Annotated in this window: 7 protein-coding genes, 2 pseudogenes and 1 riboswitch; of the genes and pseudogenes, 3 read left to right on the forward strand and 6 right to left on the reverse strand. The window is 38.6% G+C overall.

The genetic code is table 11. The annotated features are described in order from the left end of the window. Positions 1 to 31: 31 nt before the first annotated feature. Genes menB through CIL05_RS20565 form a run of 4 tightly spaced genes read right to left on the reverse strand, consistent with a single transcriptional unit; the run spans position 32 to position 4816 of the window. Entirely contained in the window at positions 32 to 850 is an 819-nt protein-coding gene (gene menB, locus CIL05_RS20550) for a 1,4-dihydroxy-2-naphthoyl-CoA synthase (RefSeq protein WP_095657408.1), read from the reverse strand. 1 nt (position 851) lies between these two features. Continuing rightward, complete coding sequence (menH, locus tag CIL05_RS20555; RefSeq protein WP_095657409.1) at positions 852 to 1682, reverse strand: 2-succinyl-6-hydroxy-2,4-cyclohexadiene-1-carboxylate synthase; 831 nt, start codon at positions 1680 to 1682, stop codon at positions 852 to 854. A 6-nt stretch (positions 1683 to 1688) separates the two neighbouring features. Then, on the reverse strand, positions 1689 to 3428 hold the full coding sequence (gene menD, locus CIL05_RS20560) for a 2-succinyl-5-enolpyruvyl-6-hydroxy-3-cyclohexene-1-carboxylic-acid synthase (protein WP_095657410.1): 1740 nt from the start codon (positions 3426 to 3428) through the stop codon (positions 1689 to 1691). A 2-nt stretch (positions 3429 to 3430) separates the two neighbouring features. Beyond that, positions 3431 to 4816, reverse strand: a complete 1386-nt coding sequence (locus CIL05_RS20565) for an isochorismate synthase (RefSeq protein WP_095657411.1) — start codon at positions 4814 to 4816, stop codon at positions 3431 to 3433. A 187-nt stretch (positions 4817 to 5003) separates the two neighbouring features. Here CIL05_RS20565 and CIL05_RS20570 point away from each other — a divergent pair. The 3 genes and pseudogenes from CIL05_RS20570 to CIL05_RS20580 form a co-directional block, all read left to right on the forward strand. Next, positions 5004 to 5177: pseudogene (locus CIL05_RS20570) on the forward strand (1,4-dihydroxy-2-naphthoate polyprenyltransferase); the annotation flags it as partial. Between the two features lie 88 nt (positions 5178 to 5265). Then, entirely contained in the window at positions 5266 to 5628 is a 363-nt protein-coding gene (locus CIL05_RS20575) for a hotdog fold thioesterase (protein WP_240510254.1), read from the forward strand. 21 nt (positions 5629 to 5649) lie between these two features. Then, the gene (locus tag CIL05_RS20580; protein ID WP_095657413.1) at positions 5650 to 6012 is read left to right on the forward strand and encodes a TraR/DksA C4-type zinc finger protein; all 363 of its coding nucleotides are present in this window, start codon (positions 5650 to 5652) and stop codon (positions 6010 to 6012) included. Between the two features lie 242 nt (positions 6013 to 6254). On the opposite strand, the gene CIL05_RS20585 is transcribed toward CIL05_RS20580, so the two are convergent. After that, positions 6255 to 6839, reverse strand: coding sequence for an ECF transporter S component (locus CIL05_RS20585; protein ID WP_095657417.1), 585 nt, complete (start codon positions 6837 to 6839; stop codon positions 6255 to 6257). A 166-nt stretch (positions 6840 to 7005) separates the two neighbouring features. After that, positions 7006 to 7153: riboswitch (FMN riboswitch) on the reverse strand. A gap of 136 nt (positions 7154 to 7289) precedes the next feature. After that, positions 7290 to 7825: pseudogene (locus tag CIL05_RS20590) on the reverse strand (peptidase S8); the annotation flags it as partial.

Below are 7825 nucleotides of genomic sequence, written 5' to 3' on the forward strand. Positions count from 1 at the left end.
ATTTAAGCAAAGGTTCGTTGTAACTATTTGATCACGGAAAGCGTGGGAACTTCTTGAAGTCGGGCTTTCTTTTTTCTTTAAACGCATCTCTACCTTCTTTTGCTTCATCTGTTGTATAGTATAGAAGTGTTGCGTCACCGCCCATTTGCTGCAGTCCTGCAAGTCCATCTGTATCTGCATTAAACGATGCTTTTAGGAAACGAAGAGCAGTTGGTGATTTTTCTAAAATTTCCTCACACCATTGAACTGTTTCTTCTTCCAGTTTTTCTAAAGGTACGACAGTATTCACCATACCCATTTCATATGCTTCTTCAGCATTATACTGACGACATAGATACCAGATTTCACGTGCGCGCTTATGGCCTACCATGCGAGCTAAATACCCGGCACCATAGCCTGCATCAAAGCTGCCTACTTTTGGTCCGGTTTGTCCAAATATGGCATTATCTGCAGCAATTGTTAAATCACAGACTACGTGAAGTACATGTCCTCCACCAATTGCATAGCCAGAAACCATTGCAATGACAGGTTTTGGAATGGTACGCATTAGACGCTGTAAATCCAATACATTTAGACGTGGAACCTGATCCTCCCCGATATATCCGCCATGACCCCGTACAGATTGATCTCCACCGGAACAAAATGCTTTGTCCCCCGCACCGGCCAAAATAATAACACCAATCGATGAGTCATCACGTGCATCTGCAAAAGCATCAATCATTTCATTCACTGTTAATGGTGTAAATGCATTATGCTTTTCCGGACGATTCATGGTCACCTTTGCAATGCCATCATATTTTTCGTAAATAATTTCCTCATATTCTCTGACTTGCTCCCATTGTACTGTCATACTATTCCTCCTCTTTTTTCACTTGTTTCAATAATTCTACTGCAGAAATACACGTCTGTACCATTTTACCAAAAAATTCAGGTTGTTCCACGTGAATTGCATGTCCTGCATTTTCGCAAATCATTAATGCACCTGCTTGTACGCTTTCTTCCATCAATTTATTTATGGAAATAAACTTATCATCGTACTTGCCAGCCAATAATAAAACTGTCATATCCAATTGATCAAGCTTATCCCACCATGATGGCTGGCTGCCTGTTCCCATATAGCGCAAAGACTGGGCGAGTCCTTGTCCCTTTTGTGATAGACGTTCATCACGAATCTCCTGCTGAACTTCTTTTGGCAGGTTTTTTTGAGATTCAAAAAGTGGTATGTTTTCCCAGAAATCAACAAAGTTTCCGATACCTTCTTTTTCTATCTTTTTTGCAAGAGCTTCATCCTTGTCCATCCGCTGTGTACGTTCTGCATCTGTTGAAAGTCCTGGTGAAGCACTCTCTAACATAAGCGATAATACCATTTGCGGATAAATCATAGCAAAAGATAATGCTGTTCGCCCACCCATGGAATAACCAAGCAGATGAAACCCACCAAGCCCCAGATAATCAAATAAATCCTTTAAATCCTCACAACATTCTTCCATCGTCTTAGGATACGTCTTAGTTCTTCCATGTCCAGGCAAATCTACCGTAATAATTTGCAGCTTTTCCTGCCAGTTTTCTATAAAATTATCCCACGTAGAGCTTGTCCCGGTAAAACCATGCAGCATTACAAGTGGATAGCCTTCCCCATGTATTTCATACCAATACTGTGAATCATTTACTGTATAATACAAGTCCCTTCAGTCCCCACTGTTTAGAATTTCATTTTCAATTTGTTTCCATTTTTTCCGATGCCAATCTGCGTTAGCTGTTCTGTCTGTTTTCACTTCAACAACAGACAGCCCCTTGTGCTGATAGCTTTTATCGAGTACTTCTTTCAACTCATCTTCTGTTGCCGCGTGGGCATATTCACCACCATACATCATTACTGCATGTTTAAAATCCACATCAGCCGGTGTGCCAAATAGTGCTTCAAAATGCCTGCCATCCTTTGCTTGTGGCAAGAAGGAGAAGATACCACCCCCATTATTATTGACGATAAGAATCGTAATATTTAGGTTATAATGCTTTGCTGCCAAGAGTCCATTCATATCATGGAAAAAGGACAGATCACCTAACAGAAGTGTCATAGGCTCACCAGATGATGCTGCACCAAGTCCACTTGATACCATTCCATCAATTCCATTTGCTCCGCGATTTGCGAGAATGGAAATGTTTTTCGGTGTCGTCATGAAAAAAGTATCCACATCTCTTACTGCCATACTATTTCCGACATACAGCCCTGAGGAATCAGGAATAACCTCCATTAGCGCCCGAACTGCTTCACCTTCAGTAATATTTTCTTCAGAACCACCCAATAGATGCTTTTTGGAAATAAGATTCATTCTCTTCCATTCATCCAACCAGTCTTTTTCAAAATTCAAGACGGGTTCCGTTTCAATTAAATCCTTACAAAGCATTACTGAATCAGCAAAAATAAACTCTGTAGTATTCCCTACCGGCTCCCGGTAACCGGTATGATTTTCGACAACAAATTGCAAAACAGCCATATGCTCTTTTACATAAAATAGATATGGCTTGGATACTGGCATGGCACCAAATCGGATAATAAAGTCAGGCTTCATTTTTTCACGCACTGCTTCATTTCTAAGTATAGCATCATAGCCCTCAATAACATTATCTTTATGATGCTGACCGGAACGTACCTGTGACAATGGATCTGCTAAAATAGGCAAACCCCAATGTGATGCAAGTGATGTTACGGCCTCGGCAAAATCTGCATCTGTTTGCGGTCCACAAACAATTATTCCTTTTTGCTTGCTTTTTAACTTTTCAATCAGCTGTATTAATTGCTCCGAGTCCAATCTTTTCTTTCCATCAAAAGCAGGCATGTACGATTGTTCAGATGCTTCTCCCCACATATTTTCCAGTGAAAAATCAGGACTGAGTGGTTCACGAAATGGAAAATTCACATGCACAGGTCCCGAATTTCCTTCCTGAGCCATATATACAGAACGGGCAGCTTTACTTCTGGAAAACCGAAGCATCTCAGGTGTTGCTTCAGGGATTGCCATTTCCTGAAACCATTTCACATAATCCCCGTATAACTTAATCTGTTCAATTGCCTGTGGTGCACCAACATCACGTAATTCATGCGGCCGATCAGCTGTAAGCACAACTAATGGCACCCTGCTATAATGCGCTTCAACAATTGCCGGAAAATAATTTGCTGCTGCTGTTCCGGATGTACAGACTAATGCAACCGGACGTTTTGTCTGCTTCGCTATTCCTAAAGCAAAAAAAGCAGCGGATCTTTCATCAATGATGATCCACTCTTTTATTCCTTTATGCTCTGCCATTGTTAGTGCAAGTGGTGTAGACCTTGAACCAGGTGATATAACTACATCCGTTATTCCATTTACATTTAGCTCATCTACAAAATTTGCTGTATAACGTGTTAAAACTTCTGTATGATTCATATTCACCCTCCTAAAACAGATAACATTGGCAGGAATTTAATATTTGTTTCTTCATACTCTGCTTCCGGATCAGAATCTTTTACCACACCACACCCGGCGAATAATGATGCTTCGTCACCTTGGATAAGTCCGGAACGAATGGCTACAGCAAATTCCCCATTTTGATTGCTGTCAAGCCAGCCAACAGGTGCACCATACCAGCCCCGATCCAGTAATTCATGCTCACGGATAAACGCCAGTGACTCTGTTCTTGGTGTTCCACCCAGAGCCGGCGTCGGATGTAGCTGCTTAATGATATCAAATATACTGTACCTATCTTTCAATTTTGCAGTAACTGGTGTATATAAATGCTGTAAATTTTTAAGCGGATAAATAACCGGTTCATCAGGTATTTTAATGTTTGTACAATGATTTTTAATGGAATGATTAATCATCTTCACAACAAAATCATGTTCCTGCCGATTTTTTTCATCGTTTAGAAGATCATGACTTATTCTCTCATCTTCTTCTTTAGTTTTCCCCCTTGGGGCAGTACCGGCAAGACAAGTTGATAAAAGCCGTTTGTTCTCAACTCTTACAAGTCTTTCAGGAGTTGCCCCAACAAAGCAATCTTCTCCTTTTTCAAATGCAAAAATATAACTATTGGATTGTGTGTCGATAAGTTTATTTAAAATCGTACCAATATCTGCTTGTTTATCAAATTTCAAACGAATTTCACGTGCTAAAACAATTTTCTCTGCTTTATGATCACTGATTTCCTCAGTTGCATATCGAACAGTTTCCTTCCATTTATCCGGCTCGATTTCTTTCTTATCTTTAATATTAATAGCTGTTAAAGAAGTCTCCATCTGACTGATGAGTTCATTCTCATGTCGTTTTATATCATTTGCCAATTGAACTGAATGATCATCTTTTTTAACAAAAACATTCGCAGTAAAATAGAAATTATTTTTTCTTATTGTAAGCATATATTCCGGAATGGTAAATTGACTTGGTTTAAATTTATTCCATAAGTCGGAAGGTGCTTTTCTTGGATCAAATGACATTCCTCCAAGTGCAACAATCCCAGTACCAGGATATTTATATTTGTTATGAATAATTGCTTCATTTATTAAGTTATTCCATCCTTCTTCTGTACCTTCAAAGCGGGAATCCTCTGCAATGATTTCATATGCATTCCCTGCGCCAACCAAATAAAACTGATCCCCAGTACTTGTCCAAAATGTACGATCCTTGCCAATAGCTTTAGCTTTGTCAAAAAAATGAAAAGGATTTGCGTACGAAATTTCTTTTGTAATGCTAACAAGTTGAAGTTCATCATGGTATTGTATTTCCTTAATGGCACTATCCAATAAGTGTTCCAGTTGCTTTTCCTTTATTTCAATCATCTATATAAACCTCCGTTAAACAATAGATGTAGAAAACATCCATATCTATTTTATTCTCTTTTCAATAGTTTCTCAAGAGAAACCAAATCCCTTCATTGACACCCTATGACAAATTCCCTAAAATTAATATAATATTGATAAATTTCAACAGGAGTATATGCATGCACACGTCAGATGAAATTAACATCTGGTGGTATATACTTGTATACGGTCAAGCTGGTGGATTGCAGTGATTGGTTTAATTTGCATGCTTTTTGGCTACTTGTATACAGGAGGGTCTTTTCCAATCGCATATACATCATTTGGTGAACTTTTCTTAGAATTCATTATGGGAACAGTTGTTATTGGCATTAGTTATTTTTACTTGGTTTATCATTACTAATTAGTAAGTTTGCTAAAAAGTGTTATTAAAAAAGGGGATGGGAATATTGGATTTCAAGAATACCTTAATGGAAGCACTGGGAATCGAATTGGTATCATTGGATAAAAATTTAGTAGTTTTAACAATGCCTGTTGACAGGAGAACACATCAGCCTGTTGGCTACTTGCATGGTGGTGCCAATGTAGCTCTTGCAGAAACTGCTGCAAGTATTGGTTCATTTGAACATGTTGATCCCGAAAAAGTAAATGTATTCGGTCTTGAGATTAACGCAAACCACATTAAAAGCAAGCGTGAAGGAATTGTTACTGCGAAAGCAACACCAATTCATACAGGAAGAACAACGATGGTATGGGAAGTTAGGATTGTTGATGAACAGGAAAAATTAATATGTATCTCAAGATGCACGATTGGAATTGTTCCTAAAAAATAGACTAAAGGAACGGTGATTACAATGACTAAACACGAAAAACTTACCGATGAAAAAATAAATTATTTTAAAAAGCAATTACTTGAAATGAAAAAGGAAAACGAAGAACTTATTAATAAAAATAAGGATATCAGACCTAATGATGCCATAGGAGAGCTGGCAGATTATGACAATCATCCAGCTGACATGGGGACAGAACAATTCGAGCAGGAACGAGATGCCGGCCTGGATATGGTAATAAAGGAAAGATTGCAGGAAATTGACGCCGCACTAAATCGAATTGAAAATGGTACCTATGGATATAGTGAAAAGTCAGGAAAACCAATTCCGATCGAACGTCTGGAAGCACAGCCAATGGCACGGAATTTAGTTGAGGAAGAGGAATAACCTAAGTCCGCCTATCATGATGGGCGGACTTTTTTGTTGGGTGTTGAGGATATTTCTGTTTTCTGAATGATATATGCGCCCTCCGGACGATATATTTTTTCTCCGGCAGATATATCCGCTCTCCGGATGATATATTCATTCTCTGGCAGATATAGCCACTCTCCAGATGATATATATTTCTATCTTCCAAACTTCCCCATTAAAAAAAAGCCAATCATTATGGATTGGCTTTTTTCTTATATCTATACAAATTTTGCTTGTTTCTGTTCGATCCAGCTTCGCATTTTTACAAATAAAGGAACAAACAGTAAACCTACAACAATTCCTTTAATAATATTAAATGGTAAGACACCTGCATAAACAGAGAACCATTTAAATTGTTCGGTCATTTCCCAACCCATGAACCAGCCATATGCCGGCAAAATAAATAGATAGTTCAGGACACTCATGCCAAGGGCCATTATGATTGTTCCGGCTACCAACCCTGATACAATACTTTTTACACCTTTAAATTTATGATAAAGAACTGAAACAGGTACAATAAACATAACTCCTGCTAAGAAGTTTGCCGCAACCCCGATTGGATCTCCAGCTCCGGATACTGCTAAATATAATATATTTTTTACTGCAACTACTATAACCCCTGCTATTGGTGAAAAAATCAGACCAGCCATTAATGCAGGTACATCACTAAAATCAATTTTTAAATAGGCTGGCAGCAATGGCAACGGAAAGTTCAGGAAAAATAATACTAGTGAAATGGTTCCTAGCAGTGCTAGAATAATAAGCTTTAATAAATTTGATGATTGCTTGTTAGTATTTTGCATCATCATTCTCCTCCTTCATCTTAAATCGATTCCAATCTCGTGATGAAGGATTGGCCTCATCCTGCTTTATGAAAAAACACACAAAAACCCTAAAGCCTAATGGGGCTTTAGGGTGTATTAATTCACAGGAAAATAGCGACACATGAATATGCATCAACTACCGGCTCGACATCTTCTCCCATCCAGACTGTAACTGTCGGTTCTGGACTTACACCAGATCAGCCACTCGTTATGGTACCCGAGCGGGTCACGGACTTATAGCAATAAAGCTACTTACCGTCGGTCGGGAATTTCACCCTGCCCCGAAGATGGAATCGATTATTTTATTGTTATTTATAGTATACATAATTCCTCCTTATTTGAAAAGCTATTTGCTCAGAAATAAGAAAAAGCGCAGAAGCTCAACGCTTCTACGCCTTTTTCTTATTCAAATCTCAGGTTAATGTTAGATCAATCAACATTAATAAACAATTTACCTTCCGCTTGCTCACGGGTTTCGTTACCAAAGTCATCTACTATTTTCACTTCAATAACCGCACCCTCAGCAAAAGCATTACTAGTTGCTGTCCAGTAACCAACATAGTGGCCTTCAGATGTTTCCATCATTGGAAGCTCTGTCGCATTCGCAACAGTATTTGTTAGTGGCATGTGGATAAAGTATGTTGCTCTTAATCCAGGCTCACTATCAAATTCAAATTTCACGCTTTCACCAGCATTGATATATACATCTTCAGTTGGTGTTAAGTTTTCAATTTCCGGTTGAGTGAAGTCCACATCAATTGTTACAGATTCCTCTGATATGTTTCCAGCTAAATCAGCGGAAACAACTTCAATTGTGTTTTCTCCTTCATCAAGCAGAATACGTTTGGAATAACTTCCATCCGTTACAGCTGCCTCTCGACCATTTACTTCTACATAGTCAAGATTAGCATCTGATACAGTACCTTCAACTGTCACTGTTTCACGGTTTGTTTCATCACCATCAG

This window comes from Virgibacillus profundi (genome assembly GCF_002287375.1).
Taxonomy (GTDB): Bacteria; Bacillota; Bacilli; order Bacillales; family Amphibacillaceae; genus Virgibacillus_K; species Virgibacillus_K profundi.

What these genes read in the sequence shown, in the direction of transcription:
- CIL05_RS20585 (WP_095657417.1), bottom strand. Translation starts at nt 6,839, where the DNA reads ATGCAAAATACTAACAAGCAATCATCAAATTTATTAAAGCTTATTATT.
- menD (WP_095657410.1), bottom strand. Translation starts at nt 3,428, where the DNA reads ATGAATCATACAGAAGTTTTAACACGTTATACAGCAAATTTTGTAGAT.
- CIL05_RS20580 (WP_095657413.1), top strand. Translation starts at nt 5,650, where the DNA reads ATGACTAAACACGAAAAACTTACCGATGAAAAAATAAATTATTTTAAA.
- CIL05_RS20575 (WP_240510254.1), top strand. Translation starts at nt 5,266, where the DNA reads ATGGAAGCACTGGGAATCGAATTGGTATCATTGGATAAAAATTTAGTA.
- menB (WP_095657408.1), bottom strand. Translation starts at nt 850, where the DNA reads ATGACAGTACAATGGGAGCAAGTCAGAGAATATGAGGAAATTATTTAC.
- CIL05_RS20565 (WP_095657411.1), bottom strand. Translation starts at nt 4,816, where the DNA reads ATGATTGAAATAAAGGAAAAGCAACTGGAACACTTATTGGATAGTGCC.